Below are 15,083 nucleotides of genomic sequence, written 5' to 3'. Positions count from 1 at the left end.
CAATAACATGCCCAGATTCGAACCCCCCCCGAAGTAGTTACAAAGAAAAAAATCCAGGTTAGACCCCGAAATCAAATTCTTGTCGACTGATTTGACCTTACTGGACATCGAGTGAAAACGTACTGTAGGTTCTCGTTTGGAAGTCCGAATTTTCGGCGGCCGGGGGGCGGGGTAGAAACATGCGAGAGCTCGTAATTGAGCATTTTGCTATGAATAACGCGTATTTTTTTGAGCAGCCGGATTCGACGTCTGCCGACGAAAGCGCGCGATTTGAGGCGGCCCTCCCAGGTGACTGGCGTCGCATCATCGAGGCGGAGTGGACGCATGCTATTCCAGTCGGCGTGGAACTCGCCGAGCAGGGCTGGAAGATTCACGTCAGCGCTATTCCCGAACATGCCCAAAGTGCCCTAACCGCCGTCGCGCAGATACTTGTGGCCGAGAATACTGCTTTCAAGTACCTGTCGTCTCCGGAACGTCTCAGCGCTCGAAACAGCAAGACCACGCCACGAGGCCACGCCGGTAAGTTCATCACGGCATACCCGAGCAGTGATTCTCTGCATCGAGTTTTGGACCTACTCGATGACGCTCTCCAGCGTTTTTCGGGGCCTTATATCCTGAGCGATAAGCGGTGGAGATCCGCTCCTGTGTACCTGCGTTATGGTGCCTTCCGTCCGCTTCACATGGAAACTACCGGTGGCATTCAAGTGCCGGCAATTCGAAATGCGTCAGCGGAACTTGTACCTGATGAAAGGAATGGTTTCTTCTCGACCCCTGACTGGGCTCCCGTCCCCGGCTTTCTGAAAACCTGGGTAAATAGCTCGAGCGAAGCCGAATCGGCCATGCCATTCCAGGTTCTCAGTGCCGTGAAGTTCTCGTCCGCGGGAGGAACGTACCGCGGAAAAATGCTGGACGGTGAGGCAAATCTCATCATCAAAGAAGCGCGGGCTCACGTCGCTCACGACTTTCTTGGGCGAGATGCTATTCAGCGACTGAACAACGAAGTTGAAGCTCTGAAGGCTCTCTCGGGAATCGCCGCCGTGCCCGAAGTAATCTGGCACGGAATGGTCTGGGAGAACTCATTTGCGGCGCTAGAGTTCAAGCCCGGCATCCCCTTACGGACCTGGGTAGTGGCAAATTTTCCCGCATACAGCATGAGTCCGGCGGGTGCCCTCTCATACTTGAGATCAATTCATAGGATTGGCCGAGACCTTCAAAAAGCGTTATCGAGCATTCACTCGCGAGGGTGGGCTCATTTCGATGTCCATGGGGATAATGTCCTCATTTCGGAGAACCTCGACGTCTCACTCATAGATTTTGAGTGCGCGCGGCCCGCCAACGCGGAGCTTGTCAGGCAGACCATTGCGGCGTCCGGGTTCAGGGCACCTGGCAAGAGGACTCCCGCCCAGGCGGATTGGCACGGGCTGAGACAAACTCTCGCCTTCATGCTTGTACCCCTGATCCAGCAGTCCGAGCTGGTAGCTGATTATTCGCACCAAACACGGATGTTGGCCGCTTCTATATACCCAGATGAGACGAATGTCACCAGCGCGCTGAATGACGTGCTCGCGGACCTCGAACAACTCGACGACCAAGCATCGGACGTGACAGCGGCCACTACCTTTCGAACAGATCGATGGGAGTTGAAGTCACTGCTAACTCCTTTTGTCACAGATGAGTCGCTACTTCAAGCAACGCTCAACGGATACGAAGATTTGCGACCCAAATGGACGTCGTCCTCACGTCGATTCCCAATACACGTATACGGATTGGCAAAAGAGTCCACGGGGCTAGCTTACGGAGACGCGGGCGTCATGGCAGCGTTGGTGACCGCAGCCAACGCCCTGCCGAAATCAACCCACGCCTCAAATCCCGAGCATTGGGACGACCTCGCGAACCATCTCATCGCTCGCGGAGGCACCTCGGCATCACCTGGTCTGTTTTCGGGAGCGGTCGGAGACCTCTGGGCGCTGGCTGTGCTGGGACGGCGCGCAGATGTCACCAGGATCATCGAAAGTCGAGCTGCGGAATGGCTTGAATCCCCTGGGCCCAGAATCTATGACGGTTTGCCGGGAATCTTGCTGGCGCTGCTGCGCCTCAAGGAAGCTGGCTTAGTCCCTTCCAGCCACCATGCAGCTATTTGCGAATCCGTTGACGCGATGGCCGACGCCTATCGGAGGTCACCTGAGTCTTTCGCTCCGATTGGCAAAGTTCGGTCAAACAATGGCAATATGCCGGACCGACTCGACTCTGGCCTACTTTATGGTCACCTCGGAATTGGCTGGCTCTTCGCTGAGGCACGGCGAATACTTGCTGATCCTCGGTATCTCGAGACGGTCGACCTTGCGCTCGGGTACGAACTCACCGCCTACCAGTATGACGAAGCGTCAAAAACTCTTCAATTGAGTGAGGGGACGCGCAGGCTTCCGTATCTCGCCACGGGCAGCGCAGGCTTCGGAGTGGTGCTGTCCCTGTTGCAAAAGGAGAGTGTTGATCCCGGCATTCTGGAGAGTGCAGAGTACTTGCTCAAGGCCACCCTGCCACCCATTTCGGTTTTTCCTGGGCTGCTCGCAGGGTATGCCGGCTTGGCTCTTGGCGGAGCGGGAATCCGCCAATTTCTTGGACTTCCCGCGGAAGACAACCGTTCGGTAATCAGAACGTTGAGCGCCTATGCGGTGCGTAGCGGCACAGGCGTCGTATTCGCAGGTGACAGCGGCATCCGGATAACAGCTGACCTGGCTTCAGGCGGTGCTGGGGTGGCTTTTGCTGTAGCCCAACTTGCTGCGGGACGAGTCGACCTCCTCCCGCCCCTCGAGCTCCCGTCGCAACCTGCGCGGTGATTAACTCATTCAATCGTTCATAAGGGGGTGAAAAAATGATCGCAAATGTCTTGGCATTTCAGGCTCTGACCGTTGAGAGCGAGGAACTCTCGCTTGACGACGCTAACTTCAGCTGGGCCAGCCACTCGTACTGCAGCTCTTTCACGAGCAGCTTCGAGAGCTACTCGCACTGCTACTAGTTAGCTCTTGATGCGCAGGGGTGACCAATTTGGTACCCCTGCGCATCAATTCACTATGAGGACGCGGCCTCGAGCCCTGTTCGAGATCGGACCTGCACCTTGACACCCCAACCGTTCGCGACCAGCGAGGCATTGCTCGGTTTTCAATCGCGATCCAGCACGCACAGCAGCGGTCTGAGAACGTGCGTGGCGACTGATCACAAGTCCACTCGAGTCGCCGTTCAGGTGCAATTGGGGTTCGGCTCCCGGGACGATCCCCAGACCTCTCCCGGAATGGCTCACCTTGTTGAACATCTCTTGTTCGGCCAGGCGCGGGACCTCGAACAAGGCGAATACGCGAGGACCATCGCGGTTCTTGGCGGCCGATTCGCCGCCAGCACCGGCTACGAGCATCTCGCTCTGTCAAGTGAGGTGCCGTCAGAGTCTCTTGATCTATTGCTCTGGATGGAAGCTGATCGCCTCTTCACCGTCGCTGAAAAAGTCACGCAACTCGCGATCGAAAAAGAGGCCGATGTCATCGACAACGAGCGAGCACTCCGCCTCTCCTCGGACCCGTTTGGCGGCTGGTTTAGCGTAGCGCTAGCACTACTACGAGGTGCGGACAGCCCGTACGGGCGTCCCCCCGTGGGCGACCCGGCTGCAATCCGTAACCTAACTCCCCGCATGGTGGCCGAGTTCATTGACAATAAAATATATTCCTCTTCGATCGTGGTGGCCATTGCGGGGGCAGTGGATGAAGGCCGCGCTCTTGAGGCAACGAACTATTATTTCGGTGACGCGCACGCTGTAGAGACGGCTTGGTATCCGGCCCGAGAGCCAATTTGGCTGCGCAAGAACATCTATCTACCGCTACGCGGGGGATCAGCTTTCCGGGTCCTCTTCAACATCCCCTCCGCAAGCGACCCAAGATTCACTGCGGTCCACTTGGCGAGTCAGGCTATGGCTACAGACCTCCAACAGCGGGCATCTCTCGCAGGAAGCAATGTGTCGGTCAGGCTTCAGATCCGCCCGCTCCGAGATGAAGACAGTCTCGGCTCCATCAGCCTGACATCACCCGAACCAGGAATATCGTTTCGGTTTGCGGAACTCTTCTACGAGGCCTGGTCACAGATCGAGCGGCACGACCTATCGACGGACCTTTGGACGCAAGCGCTAGAGACACTCTTTCGCGAATACAACGACTCTTTGCGCGAGCTGGGTGAAAGAGCAGCGGTCATGGCAAGAAACGGGTTTGGGAAGGACGGCACTGGCATGCGCGGAGACCGCTTGACCCAACTCAGCCTCGCCTCGGCGCAGGATTTGGCCTGCGCCTGGTTTGTTTCTGGCTCGCACATCGTTGTCTTGCCGAGCAAGACATGAACGGAACATCTGTGCCGAAGTGGATTGCAAAGGCGAGACCCGAAATTCGGAGAACAACTACATCAGTACCGCCGCGAGTGATCGCCGGCACGAGCGCTGGTATCGATGCGTTTGGAGTGGAGGTCTCTACTTCAGATCGTTGCCATATCCGCGTTGCGTATTCCGCCGACCTTCGACACGAACCACCAGGTTTGGAGGGTATAGCGGCGTTAGCTGCAGACTGCCTTGTCGAGGCACTTCGCAGCAAGTTCGGAATCGACGAAATTGCCGCTGAACCTGGATATTGGGGACCCCAAATCGTTGTGAACACCAGCAGGCGTGAGGCAAAGACTGTCGTCGAGTCCATTTCCTCAGTCATGACAAACCTCGACGACCTGGCTTTTGGCGGCCATGCAGTAGAAGAGGCTCTCGCCCGCAATCGGATTCGATCACAAAACATAGAACTTCAGATTCGTGCAATGGTGCAAGACCTTACGTTCCCGCGGGCAGCCCGCGCGCGGCTCCCGTCAGCTGGACCGGGAAACGGCCTTCTGGCCGTGTCCGCGCAGGAAGTCCGCGACTATTCGGCTACCTGGCTAACAATGGAGAGAGCCGCTCTGATCGTCGTCGGCGATGACGTCGGAACGCTGATCTCTTCATCTGAACGACGCTATCGACGGAAGTCCGCACCGGCGCTGGGCCCGCGTCGCCTGAAGGCCCACGAAGTGATCGGCGGGCGGAACGCTTTCATCGATGCTTCAGAATCACGCCCATGTCGAATTGTTATGTCCCGTGAGGTTCCGGGATCGTCCTCAGAAGTCTGGCAAGCCCTGAAATGGATTGGGGCCTACCTCGCATCAGAAATACCAGGTTCGTTGAACACCGTTTTGCGGGCGGACAGCGGTCTGACCTATGGAACGAGTTCGCAACTCGCCGAATTTGGGTGTGAGGCGTCGTGGATGTTTACATTCACAACGCCTGTCGACCGGGTAGGGGAGGCACTGGCGCTGGCCAAGCGAACAATCGAAAATGCCGGTGCACAACTCCAGAAGGTCGAGACGCTACGTGAAGTGGGGCGCATTTTGGAGGCAAGGTCAGCGCGTCCTGCAACCTCGAACTCAGCGCTGGCGTATGAAGTCGCACAGAGTTATTTTCGGAACGGCCCTGAAAGCATTGGTTCTCTTCCTAGACTTCTTGCGCCACCGGACAGCTCTGATATCGCTGAAGCGGCTGCTCGTTGGCTGCCTCCCGATCAACTTAACGTCCTGGCGATAGGCGCATTGGAGGTTCTCAACGCTCAACTCGGGGCCACGTCCCGCTAAGGGATGCTCCTAGGAAAACGAACGTGATTCTATTCGGCGTTAGAGACGCTGTTTGGCCCGTTTGGGGTTCCTTCGGGGGCACTCTCCCGGCTCATGCAGCCGGCAAGGTCAGTCGCTTCTTCCCCGCAGTTTGGCGGGGAAGAAGTGTCGCGGCGGGAGCGCTCGGTATCGGATGAGGACCGGGATTCGACAGACGGGACATATCCAGTAAGAGTGCTTGATGGATCCAGTGATTGTGCATCTGGTGGTGTAGGACGGGCACGGTGGGCAAGGTCTGTGCGTTTGTCCATGTCGGGGAGCGTACGCCTGGTCTGGGCATCGAGGGCGCAGATAGACCGTCTCTTCAGCAGCCCCGTCCTCTATAACTCCACGTCGTCAGGTGGCATCGACGTCGGCACGATCCTGGCGGTGGTGTCTTTGCGGCGGTGGAGGTGTCCTTGGTCGGGGTCGCAGTCGCGGAAGGGCCCGTTGCCCTTGTCGAAGATGACGGCGGCGTGGCGGTCCCAGTGGTTGATCCACCAGGACGAGACGGCGCCGGCGTCGCCGTCCATGACGCTGGCTTCGGCTTGCATGCTGGCCTGCCAGAGGGCTTTGAACCGGGCGACTACCTCGGGGTGTAGCCACCATTGGGTGCACCACGGTGTTGGTTTGGTGCCGACGACCTCGACGGTGGCGAGGTGGCTGGTCAGCCAGTCGAGGAACATTTGGCGGACGTCGACCGCGTCCTCTTCCGTGCCGGTCGAGTCGTAGTCGTCGTGTTCAGCCATGGGCTGCTACCTCCGCTGCAGTGGTGTCGTCCGGCGCCGGCACCGGCACCGGGACCGGCGTTGGCACGGGGTTCGGTGTCCTGGTTGGGGTGCGGTTGATGGTGGTGGTGAGGGTTTTGTCGCGGAACCAGGGGACGGTGTTGACCATGACGGGTCGGCATTTGGAGCTGAAGACGATGGCGCGCCATTCGGGGAGGGAGCCAAGGGCGGCGATGTCGAGGGTGTTGACCTTGCGGGTGTTGGTGGAGGTGGATTGGTGGCCGTCTTTGCCGGTGGAGCTGCCGTAGGTGATTTCGTCGTGCTCACCGATGAGGGCAGCCAAAGACCGGAGGAAGTCGTCGTCGCCGGACCCGCCGCCGAAGACGCGGGTGGCGGCGGCGTCCCAGAGGGTTTGCCAGCCGTCTTTCCCGAACGCGTCGATCGCTTGGGCGCGGGATTGAAAGTAGGAGTTGAGGATGATGCCCATGGATCCGTAGAAGGAATACACGGAGGGTAGTTCGGGCCAGCGGACGATGTTCGCGCACTCGTCGAGCTCCATCACGAGCGGGACGGGGAGCCGGCCGCCGTTTCGCTGCGCAGCGGTTTCGGCGGTTGTGCAGATGGCGCGGATGAGGGCGGTGAGGATGGCGCCGCCGGATCCTTCACCGTCTTTGGAGAGGAGCACGAGGGTGTCGGTGCTGGTGATGAACGCGGCCGGGTCGAACCGGCGAACCCCGGACGTGTCGGTCCAGGCGAGGAGATCGTCGTCCGCAAGAGCGGACGCCATCCGCTGCGCGGTGGCGTAGACGCTGCCCTTGGTTTTGTCCGGCCAGCTCAGGATGCCCTCGATCGTGGAGGACGGCCCGGTTTTGCCGTGACGGGCGAGGATCTGCTGCACGTCGTACCCCTCGGCGCGGGCGATCCACGCGAACACCTGAGAGAGGGGTTCCTGCTCGAGGGCGGCGGCGTAGAAGAAGTACGCGAGCATGTCCCGCCCGGCCGTATCGAACTGGGAATCCCCGCCCCGGTCGGACGCTTTCCGGGTGGAGGCCTCGAAGATCGCGGCCAGCTCCCGGGCGTCCGCGGCGCTTCGAATGTACTCGAGCGGGTTGAACACGAAGTCGGGCTGCGGGTCGAGCCGGTAGATGCGGTTGGGGTCGAAGATGAACGCCTGGCCGTGGCCGGCACGGCCGGCGAGGGTTTCGCGAACACCGTCGACTTTGTTGGACGTCATAATGGCCGCGCCGGGGGCTTCGAGCATGTGCCGAATGACGAGGGCGGAGGTTTTCCCGCGGCCGGTGCCGAACACGTAGACGCCGAGGTCCCGCCACCCCTGATACACCCACCGGTTCCCCCGCCCGACGAGCCGGCCGACCCGCTCCCCCGCCGGCAGATTCACCGCGGCCGGGTGCAGCTGCGCCGCCTCCTTCGCCCGCAGCTTCTCCCGCAGCACCGCGGACTGCCGGGGCGTGGCCATGTGCCGCAGCGCCACGTTGTTGCGCTTGGTCGACGCCCACTGGGCCTGCTTGGCCAGGATGAACGCAAATAAGGCCACGGCGAGGACCAGGGCCACCACGCTGGTCCAGGTTGCCGCGGGCGGCCACGGTGCGTCCCGGAACAGGAAATCCCCCACCAGGGCGGCGGGATTCCACGGGTAGGTCGTCCCGGTGGGGGTGATCATCGCGCCCGCGTGCACGGCCACAAGCAGACTGAGGGCGGCGAGGAGGGCGAGGAGGCCGGTCATGATGCGGGCTTTCCAGTCGATCACAGGGTTCTCCTTGCCGCCACGAACACGGACTGTCTGGGGTTCTGGGTGGCGCGGTGCGCCTGGGGGTGGGGCATTAGTTGCTGAGTTTCATGGGGTCGGTGCTGTTTGGGTTGACGGCGATGTGGACGTGGTTGCAGTCGTCCCGGAATTGCTTCATCGACAGGTCCAGGCTCACGCCGGCGTCGGCGCGGCACTGATTCTGGCCGGCCCCGGACCCGGCCGGCATCACCGGGCTGAGCGCCTTCAAGAGCTTCAGGGCGTTCGCGTCGGCACCGGTGGTGGGCATCCGGTCGAAGGAGTAGAAGTCGACCGCGTGGCCGCCACCGTTAGCGGAGTGCGGCGACGAGAGGCCGGAGCCGAGGATCTGGCCGGTGCAGGCCCGGTTGATGTCGGAGATCCCGACCGCGTCGAACATGTTCGTGGCCATGGTGAGGACTTGCAGGATGCGGGTGTCGATGCCGCAGTTCGGGCGGGTTTCGCCGGCGGCGATCCACCGGATCTCGCGCAGGTGATCCGGCGACAACCCGGTGATGATGCCCGCGTCGATCTTGACCACCAGGGCCGCCGCCAACACCCGCGCGTCACTGCCAACGCCGGCCGCGCACGCTGCGTCGCCCGTCGTGAGAGCGGCCACGACCTCTTTCGCCTGGTCGTAGTAGGTCGTGTAGTGGTTCGGGTCGGCGTTGATCTGCACGGCGTGCGCCGCCGCCGTAGGCGCCAGCGTGTCCCAATTTGGGACAGTGACGAGGCGTTGGAAGAAGAACCCGGCGGCTTGGGTGGGGTTCATGCGCTCGGCGAGGGTGCCCCAGGTGTTGCGTTGTTGGAACAGGCCCCGGGAGTCGGGGCCGACGGTGTCGCCGTAGTTGAGGTTGCGGAGTGTGGATTCGCCCATGGCGGTCATGACGGCGATGGTTTGCCCGTGCACGTTGACGCCGGCGGCCCGGCCGGCGTTCATGATCAGGGCGGCGTTGACGAGTTGGTCGCCCTGGTACCCGGCGACCGGTGTGCGGTCGGCGGCGCCCTGCGGGTTCGCAGCCACAGCGGCGCAGGCGCCGGTGCCGGGGCCGCCGCCGGTGACGAGGAGCAGCCCGGTGAAGAGGACCACGAGCAGGACCACGAGCCCGGTGCCGAGTATGCCTTTCTACATGGCGGGGGCTCTAGGTGGTGGCGTTGCCGGCGGCCATGGCGGAGTCGGTGTTGGTGACTTCCACTTCCCAGTCCGAGCGGATGTGGCGGATGTGGGTTTCCGGGTTGGACCCGTACTTGAACACGCAGTGCCCCGGATTCAACTGCATGAGGGTGGCGGCGGTGTCGGGGGCGAAGTTGAACGTTTCTTGCGCCCAGCGGGCGTCTTCGGGGCGGTCCTGGCGGAACGCGTACACGGTTTGGGCTTCTTGGACGACGGTGTAGCCGGGGCTGTCTGGGGGGATGTCGGTGCCTTTGTGCATGACGAAGACGTTGGAGATGCCGAGGGAGCGGGAGAGTTTCTGGTTGGATTTCACCAGTTGGGCGGAGGGGCCGCCGATCATGTGCCAGCCCTCTTCGTAGATCACGTTCGTCACGAACCCGCGCTCTTCACGCAGCCGCCCCATCAGCCACATGTTCCCGATCGCCATCACCGTCGGGATCGCGGGCCCGGAGTCGGGGAGCTGGGAAATGTCGAAGGTGGTGAGCTTGTGGGAGAGGTCGACTTGGCGGCTGGTTTCGCCGTCGAAGACGCCGGCGTAGGTTTCGAGGAGGTTCTGCAGGCCGAACCGGATCGACAGGCCCGCCTGGTGGAACCGCTCCGACGCCTCCCCCGACAGCCCTTGATCTGTTGGCACCAGCCCGAGGAACGGCATCAGGTCTGTGGTGGTCGCGGCGCGGCGGGTGTCCTGGAACTTCTCAAACAGCAGTTGCAGGGCGTATCGGGTGGCTTTCTCTTCCCATTCCGTCGCTGGGGTGTCGCCCCGGGCGATGCGGGCGACGGCGTTGATCAGCAGCATCTGGCCTTGGAGGCCGGTGCCGCGGGCGATGAGGGGGTCCATCAGGTTGAAGCGGGTTCCGGAGCCGTCGGGGTCGAAGCGGAGGGGTTCGGTGCCCATGCGGCGGGTGACGCCGGCGTATTCGCCTTCGCCGCCCTCGTCTTTCTTGTCGAACACCACCGCCCGGTGGTTCTTCAGCAGAAGGGGCCGCATCACCATGACCGTTTTCGTGAACGAGGACTTCCCGGACCCGACGGTGCCGATGATGAGCACGTTGGGTGAGGTCAGCTTCCTTGGGGTCGCGTTGTACGCGGTGGGGGCGTCGTGACTGATCATCGTCGACGAGAGCGTGTCGGTGCCGTTGACGACCCCGTCAATCCCGGTCGGCGCCCCAATGATGCCCGTGTTCAGGATCTCGGCCTGCCTGGTCGTGGACGGCGCCCCGGCCAGGCGGGGCGCGTACCAGCCGCGCGCCGCCGTACCCGAAGACGCCCGCAGCACCGACCCGGGCCGCTCGAATGGCGGCACATCGACCGGCCGCCGCGACGACACCACCACGTCAGAACCCGAGATAGGTCCGGCGGCGTCTTCTTCGCCCGGGAGCACGGGCGACGTCGCCACCGGGGTGACGAAGATCTTCAGGCCGGGGACGGTGCCGTACCAGGGCTTCTTCGTAACGGTGCGTTTGCCGTGCGCGGTGCCGGCCGCTGCAGCTGCGGGGGTGGTGGGGTGGGTCATGAGATGGCTTCCTTGTCGGTGCGGCCGGCGAGGCGGTTGAGGGCCCGGGTTGCCAGGGTTGCGCCTGCTGGGCGGAGGCCGCGGCCGAGGGGCCAGGTGGTGCCGGAGGCGGCGGATTGGAAGGAGTCTTGCCAGTCGAGGTGTTCGATGCCGAGGCCGGTCCCGCAGGCTTCCTCGAGCTGCCGGGAGGCGTGGCCGAGGTCGGCGCGGGTGGGGGCGGAGATGGTGACGAAGCCGATCCAGTCGACGCCGTGGTGGTGGGATCCGGCGGCGAGGTCCGCGGAGCGGCGCTGGGCGGCGGACATGCGAGTGGTGCTGTCGTCGGAGATGAGGCGCCCCTTCTGCTGGTCAGCGAGGACCCCGGCGAGGTCGCGGACGACGTCGGCGCGCGCTTTCGCTTTCGCCTGACCCGCCGGAACCAGGTGCAGGTGGAAAGACACCGACCGGACAAAGGTCAGTTCCCGCCCGATGAGGAGGTCGAGGCACCAGAGAGGGCTGCGGCCGGCGACGGCGAGGTTCTCACCATGGATGGCCGCGGTGCGGTGCCACCACGTCACCGGCGGCGACACCGGCCCGTCTTCGGTCATGACGAGGGAGGTGGGGTCGACGCCGTCGACGATGTGCGCGGAGAACTCGTCCCGGGACGCGATCCCGGACAGCAGCGGGTCGACGTTCCGGGTGAGGTCGATGGGCAGGTGAGGGTTCTGCTGGTGCAACATCAAAGCCGTAGTCTGCTTCGCAGTCAGGGCCTGCACGTCACCCATCCGGGCCTCGTTCAAACCCAGTTCGGTGGCCTGAATCTGCCCGGCCATCAACGCCCGCCACGCGTCCCGGCCCGGACCGTATTTCCCGGCTCCGTCGGTGAACTGCTGGGTGAGGGGCCAAGACACGACCACGTAGTGGCGCTGCACCATCGCGTTCGCACTGGACTTCCGGATCACCTCGTCATAGGAGAGCTTCTGCGCCTCAAACGACGCCCGCTGCTCCGCCGTCCAGGATTCCTGCACGGGTTCCAGGCGGGTCTTCACCCACTGCTGCTGCCGGGCCGAGTCCGGCGGTAGAATCCGGGTCAGGGTTTGCACGTTTCGGATCAAAGAGGACGGTGCGGCGCGGCGGGCCAGGAACTTTCCCCACGCGTTCGCCGCCCGGGTCAGGGCGGCGGCGGTTTCCATCCCGCGCAGCTGCCCGGACACGGAAAACGCAACCGACAGGTACGGTTGCTCACCGATCGGGGCGTGCCAGGCAATGCCGGGCATGTTGGAGGCGTACTGGAGCCAGCCCATGCCGTCGGCGCCGTCCGGGTTCGCCCGCATCTTCAGCGCAGCCCGCTCCGCAACCTGCTTCTCGGTTTTGGTGCCGCGGAGGATGGCTTCTTGGAGCTGGTCCCATGCCCCGACCTCGTAGGGCACGAATTCGTCCGTGCCGAGGCGCTTCCGCGCCCGGGCGCGGGCGCGCTTCCGGCGCCGCTCAAGGACCGTGCCCCGGTGGGTGCGGGCGGTGGTCAGCATCGTGATGCCCACCCCGGCGACGGCCACGATCAGGGCGGGGAGGCCGAGCCCTGAGACCATGCCGGCCATGCCTCCGGCGATGAACACGGTGAGGAGGATCATCCGGGTTTTGGAGGCGGTGCCGCCGAAGAAGCCGCGGTGGCCGGACTCGCCGCCGAGGTAACGGATGTGGGACTCCGGGGTATCACTCACTAGACGGAGTCCTTTCCATAATGTTCCTCGTGGTCCTCAACCGGTGCCACAGCCGCATCGGTCACCGAATCGGTGACCTTCTTCGTCGCCTCAAACCCGGCCATCGCCCCGGCGGCAATCATCGTGGGGACACCAATCGCAGCCCCCGCACCGGTCGCGGACTCGGCCACACCTACGGCGGCCATACCGCTCTCGGCAGCGGCCGCGCCGCCGCCTGTCGCAGCGGCGCCGGCGCCGGCACCGGCGGTGGCTGCGCCGGCGGAGCCCACGGATGCGGCCTCAGAGATTGACGACGTCGCCGGCTCGCCCTCGCGTGCCGGTGAACTGCCGCCGGTGCTGCTCGAGCTGCCCGCGGACGGCGAGCTGCCGCCGACGGATGAGCTGCTGCCCCCACCGGAGGAGGTTTCGGGGCCGTTGTCGCTGTATTTGGCGTCGGCTTGCTGCATCGACTGGGATCCGATGTTCGGTCCGACAGGTGCGGTTCCGCCGCCACCGGTGGGGATGACGGGGGCGAACTTCGTCAGGGCGACCGGGGCGAGGCCGGCCATGAACAACGCCAGGATCGACACGACCAAGGTGACCGTTTTGGCGAGGCTGGGGGTGTCGGAGAACGCATCGACCTGGGCGCTCATCATGCTGTACGCGATCGCGAGCAAGAAGAACAGCAGCGGGTGAGACGCCAGGACCCCGAACCACAGGTAGGCGATCTTCGACCCGAACTTCCGCTTCTGGGGGTCCACGATCCACACGAACCCGAGGGGAAAGAGGACACCGGAGAAGTACAGGGTGATGAGCTGCACGATCAGCATCAGGAGCACGACGAGCAGGCCCAGGATCATGAAGAACATCAGAATCACGCCGAGGACGGCGCCGCCGGCCAGGCCGGACCCGTCTTCTTCGGAGAGCATCGTGGAGAACTTGGCCACGATGGTTTCGGAGTTGCTGGTGACGCCCCACGCGATCAACGAGTCAGACAGAGCGCCGAAGAACTTCACCAGGAACGCGCCGAGCGCGGGACCGAACATGGCCCCCAGGATGAATGCGGGCCCATAGAGGGTGAGGGACTCCCCCAGCTCACGGCCGGACTGGTGGCCGCGCGCGGTGCGCACGATCTGCGGGATCAACAGGGCCACGAACACGAAGATCGCCAGGGCAAACGACACCTGGTACGCCTGAATGAACCAATCCGCCGTCAAGTCCGGAAGCGTCGCCTGCGTCAGCGCCGGCAACACCGTGTCCGAGAGGCCCTTGGCCGCTTCCTGCAACAGCTTGAACGAGTTCCCCGCGGGATCCGACCAGAAGTCCGCGACACCGGCAGCCGTGTTCACGACAGCGCCGACACCGCCTACCGCGTTCCCGACTCCATCAGCGAGGTTCGTCACACCGCAGACGAAGACGTTGCTCTCGCAGTCAGGATTCATCAGCAACCCGCCGTGTAGCGCGTGCCGCCAGCGGCGAGTTTCGACTGGTCGGGAGTGCCGGCACTTTCGAGATGCCACGTGCCGTCTTCCCAAACCATCGTTTGGGTCATAACGGCGGCTTTCGTTGGGCTGAGTTCGCCGTTGACGACGTACCCTGCCGCGATGTTCACTTCCACCTTGTCGGCAGTGGAGCCCTCCGAGATCATCCACAGGCCGTTCGTGGTCGACAGATGAAACGGGGTGTCTGCGGGGACTTGCCCCGAGGTCATGTCGATACCCGCAGTGGCCTCGTAGGCGGCCGCGATGTCGCGGAACGAATCATTGGCCGTGGAGGCCATGATCGCTGCACTGACAGTGTCCGCGTCTGCGACATTGGCCGCCGGGTTGGGGTACTGCCACAGCCACCGGTAGTACGCGGTGGCTGCTTCCACGGCTCCGTAGCTGGTGTGTTTGGCGTCGGTTTGGGCTGTTAGGACCATGCTCACGTTGCGGTCTTGGCCGCCGAGGCAACCGGTGGGTGCGACGTCGTCCCCGATACCCCCGGCACCAGCGGTGCTTGTGGGCGTCGGTGTGGGGGTGGCCGTGGCTGTGTTGGGTGCGGCGTTTGGGGCGCGGCGGGTGGCGGTGTAGGCGATGCCGCCGCTGATGGCGACGACGAGGGCGGCGACCCCGATGACGATGGGCCAGCGGCTACGGCCGGATGCTGTGGCCATTCGCATGGTGGGACTCCTTGGTGACGCGTTGGTGGTGTGGGTTAGCCGGCGAAGGAGAGGACGGCGCCGACGATGATGGCGAGGCCCGCGAGGGAGGCGAGGGAGATGCCTGCCCAGACGGCTTTCCGGCGTCCTTGGGCGTGGGCTTGGGGGTTGGGGTTGGTATCTCCGGAGGCTCCGGCCATAGCGACGATTCCGAAGATCAGGAAACCGATAGCAACGAGGATGCCGATGGCCCAGAGCGCGGCGATGAGTTTTTGCCAGAGGGCGGTGAATTCGGCGCCGCCGAAGGAGAAGTCGGGCAGGATCCCGTCGAGGGGGTTCTCGATCGCCGCGTGGAGCAGGAGGTCGTGCATG

Annotated in this window: 12 protein-coding genes; 4 read left to right on the top strand and 8 right to left on the bottom strand. The window is 63.4% G+C overall.

Annotated elements, in window-relative coordinates:
• Nucleotides 1-209 precede the first annotated feature (209 nt).
• From lanKC to E3O65_RS15875, 4 genes are all read left to right on the top strand, one after another.
• Nucleotides 210-2,837, top strand: a complete 2,628-nt coding sequence (lanKC, locus tag E3O65_RS15885; RefSeq protein ID WP_166785802.1) for a class III lanthionine synthetase LanKC — start codon at nt 210-212, stop codon at nt 2,835-2,837.
• A gap of 35 nt (nt 2,838-2,872) precedes the next feature.
• On the top strand, nt 2,873-3,016 hold the full coding sequence (locus E3O65_RS16845) for a hypothetical protein (RefSeq protein ID WP_166785801.1): 144 nt from the start codon (nt 2,873-2,875) through the stop codon (nt 3,014-3,016).
• A gap of 186 nt (nt 3,017-3,202) precedes the next feature.
• Entirely contained in the window at nt 3,203-4,375 is a 1,173-nt protein-coding gene (locus E3O65_RS15880; RefSeq protein WP_166785800.1) for a M16 family metallopeptidase, read from the top strand.
• Nucleotides 4,376-4,731: 356 nt separating this feature from the next.
• Nucleotides 4,732-5,676 carry an insulinase family protein gene (locus E3O65_RS15875; RefSeq protein WP_166785799.1) on the top strand — a complete coding sequence of 315 codons (945 nt, stop codon included), beginning with the start codon at nt 4,732-4,734 and terminating at the stop codon, nt 5,674-5,676.
• Between the two features lie 359 nt (nt 5,677-6,035).
• Here E3O65_RS15875 and E3O65_RS15870 read toward each other — a convergent pair whose 3' ends face one another.
• From E3O65_RS15870 to E3O65_RS15835, 8 genes are all read right to left on the bottom strand, one after another.
• Nucleotides 6,036-6,443: a DUF4913 domain-containing protein gene (locus E3O65_RS15870; protein ID WP_134364695.1), complete on the bottom strand. Its 408-nt coding sequence runs from the start codon at nt 6,441-6,443 to the stop codon at nt 6,036-6,038.
• Nucleotides 6,436-8,190 (bottom strand): type IV secretory system conjugative DNA transfer family protein, encoded by a 1,755-nt coding sequence (locus E3O65_RS15865; protein WP_134364694.1) that lies wholly within the window; start codon nt 8,188-8,190, stop codon nt 6,436-6,438. The genes E3O65_RS15870 and E3O65_RS15865 overlap by 8 nt, the downstream gene beginning before the upstream one ends.
• A 73-nt stretch (nt 8,191-8,263) precedes the next feature.
• A complete protein-coding gene (locus tag E3O65_RS15860) occupies nt 8,264-9,307 on the bottom strand; it encodes a hypothetical protein (protein ID WP_134364693.1) in 1,044 nt (347 codons plus the stop codon).
• Between the two features lie 40 nt (nt 9,308-9,347).
• Nucleotides 9,348-10,892, bottom strand: a complete 1,545-nt coding sequence (locus tag E3O65_RS15855) for an ATP/GTP-binding protein (RefSeq protein ID WP_134364692.1) — start codon at nt 10,890-10,892, stop codon at nt 9,348-9,350.
• Nucleotides 10,889-12,592 (bottom strand): hypothetical protein, encoded by a 1,704-nt coding sequence (locus E3O65_RS15850; RefSeq protein ID WP_134364691.1) that lies wholly within the window; start codon nt 12,590-12,592, stop codon nt 10,889-10,891. The genes E3O65_RS15855 and E3O65_RS15850 overlap by 4 nt, the downstream gene beginning before the upstream one ends.
• The gene (locus E3O65_RS15845) at nt 12,592-14,013 is read right to left on the bottom strand and encodes a hypothetical protein (protein WP_134364690.1); all 1,422 of its coding nucleotides are present in this window, start codon (nt 14,011-14,013) and stop codon (nt 12,592-12,594) included. Before E3O65_RS15845 ends, E3O65_RS15850 begins: the two co-directional genes overlap by 1 nt.
• On the bottom strand, nt 14,013-14,732 hold the full coding sequence (locus E3O65_RS15840) for a hypothetical protein (RefSeq protein ID WP_134364689.1): 720 nt from the start codon (nt 14,730-14,732) through the stop codon (nt 14,013-14,015). Before E3O65_RS15840 ends, E3O65_RS15845 begins: the two co-directional genes overlap by 1 nt.
• Before the next feature lie 35 nt (nt 14,733-14,767).
• A complete protein-coding gene (locus tag E3O65_RS15835) occupies nt 14,768-15,082 on the bottom strand; it encodes a hypothetical protein (protein WP_241981943.1) in 315 nt (104 codons plus the stop codon).
• Between the last annotated feature and the right edge of the window lies 1 nt (nt 15,083).

Origin of the sequence: Cryobacterium breve (assembly GCF_004402375.1) — a bacterium.
Classification (GTDB): Bacteria; Actinomycetota; Actinomycetes; order Actinomycetales; family Microbacteriaceae; genus Cryobacterium; species Cryobacterium breve.
The sequence above is the reverse complement of the archived record's forward strand: the minus strand, read 5'-3'. Positions and strand labels throughout refer to the sequence as shown.

Coding starts and splice junctions, on each gene's coding strand:
- E3O65_RS15835 (WP_241981943.1), bottom strand. CDS start 15,082: ATGCACGACCTCCTGCTCCACGCGGCGATCGAGAACCCCCTCGACGGG.
- E3O65_RS15875 (WP_166785799.1), top strand. CDS start 4,732: ATGACAAACCTCGACGACCTGGCTTTTGGCGGCCATGCAGTAGAAGAG.
- lanKC (WP_166785802.1), top strand. CDS start 210: ATGAATAACGCGTATTTTTTTGAGCAGCCGGATTCGACGTCTGCCGAC.
- E3O65_RS15855 (WP_134364692.1), bottom strand. CDS start 10,892: ATGACCCACCCCACCACCCCCGCAGCTGCAGCGGCCGGCACCGCGCAC.
- E3O65_RS15870 (WP_134364695.1), bottom strand. CDS start 6,443: ATGGCTGAACACGACGACTACGACTCGACCGGCACGGAAGAGGACGCG.
- E3O65_RS16845 (WP_166785801.1), top strand. CDS start 2,873: ATGATCGCAAATGTCTTGGCATTTCAGGCTCTGACCGTTGAGAGCGAG.
- E3O65_RS15845 (WP_134364690.1), bottom strand. CDS start 14,013: ATGAATCCTGACTGCGAGAGCAACGTCTTCGTCTGCGGTGTGACGAAC.
- E3O65_RS15840 (WP_134364689.1), bottom strand. CDS start 14,732: ATGCGAATGGCCACAGCATCCGGCCGTAGCCGCTGGCCCATCGTCATC.